Here is a 1,114-nt window from a genome sequence, read left to right on the forward strand (position 1 = left end):
CAACTCGTCGTCTTAGTTGGCGTAGAATAAGCGAAGCTGCTTCTTCTTGCTTGCCAACCTGCTTGCCCTCAGCCAGTCCCTCTTCTTTACCCTTCTGGATATGATACCGTTCAAAGTTAGTTACAAAGGTCATATTTTCCACCTCTTTTATTTTGGCTATTTCTTCCCGGAAGCTTTGCTCAAGTTCTGCCGGTAGGCTTAAAATCCAGTCAATGAATCGGAAGAGTTGCGCTATTCGTTCCTGACTGTAATCCCGCTTGAGCAACTCTTCTATCAAATAGAGTTTCCAGTTTAGTTGCTCCTTCGGCCTTTTCTCTTGTTGCGCTTTCAAGTGTGCCATCACGATTAGGGCAAAGGGGTTGGAGTTGGCTTCCAGCGCTTCCCAATTCTGCCCATATTCCAACACCTTAACCGTAGGGAACTGAAAGTTCAGTTCAAAGCCCCAACGGGCTACCCGATATAACCCTGACCTGTAGTTCACATTAGTATCGGTCAATAGCGCCAGACTGACTACTTCCTCTTTATATCTATCTCGGATACGATAGTAATATTGAAACATTCTCTGCTCGAAATCGCGGTCTAAGTAGCCTTGCACCTCGATATGGATTAAGAGCCAAGTCTCCTTCCCGTCTGAGAGGGCTACTTTAATCAATTTATCGGCGTAGCGTTTGCCGACTTCGCTGTCTTTGGTTATTTGTAACAGTTCCTTGTCTAGGAACTGATAGCCCTTGCTCCAGTTAATGTCTTGATGGATTTGGGGGAAGAAAAAAGCCATCGCGTCTTCAAAGTAAATATCGAGAGCTTCTTTCCAATAATTATCTTGGTCTGTAGCCAAATTTATCTCCGTTCTGTGTAGGGTTATCTGAGTTAAATTCTATCACAAAACCCCTAGCATTATGTGGTGAATTGGGTATGTCTTGTACTCAGGGCTTATCTTTTCCCCGCAGCGTGAAGGGAAAAGAGGACGTTAAGGATTATTTCGACCAGGGGTAGCAATTGTATTGAGCTTTGCAGGAGGCGGCTACCTTAGCAGCAGCTTGCTTAAAGTCGTCTGCTAACAGGCGATTGTTACCGGACATACCGCAAAAGTGATAGTAGAGCTTGGCGAGTTGGG

General features: G+C 45.1%; 1 protein-coding gene. It reads right to left on the reverse strand.

Annotated elements, in window-relative coordinates; all coding sequences use genetic code 11:
- A partial coding sequence (locus WCK19_RS18540; protein WP_342398894.1) for a hypothetical protein occupies positions 1-835 on the reverse strand: 835 nt, incomplete at its 3' end.
- Positions 836-1,114 lie beyond the last annotated feature (279 nt).

This window comes from Candidatus Chlorohelix sp. (assembly GCF_037138995.1).
Taxonomy (GTDB): domain Bacteria; phylum Chloroflexota; class Chloroflexia; order Chloroheliales; family Chloroheliaceae; genus Chlorohelix.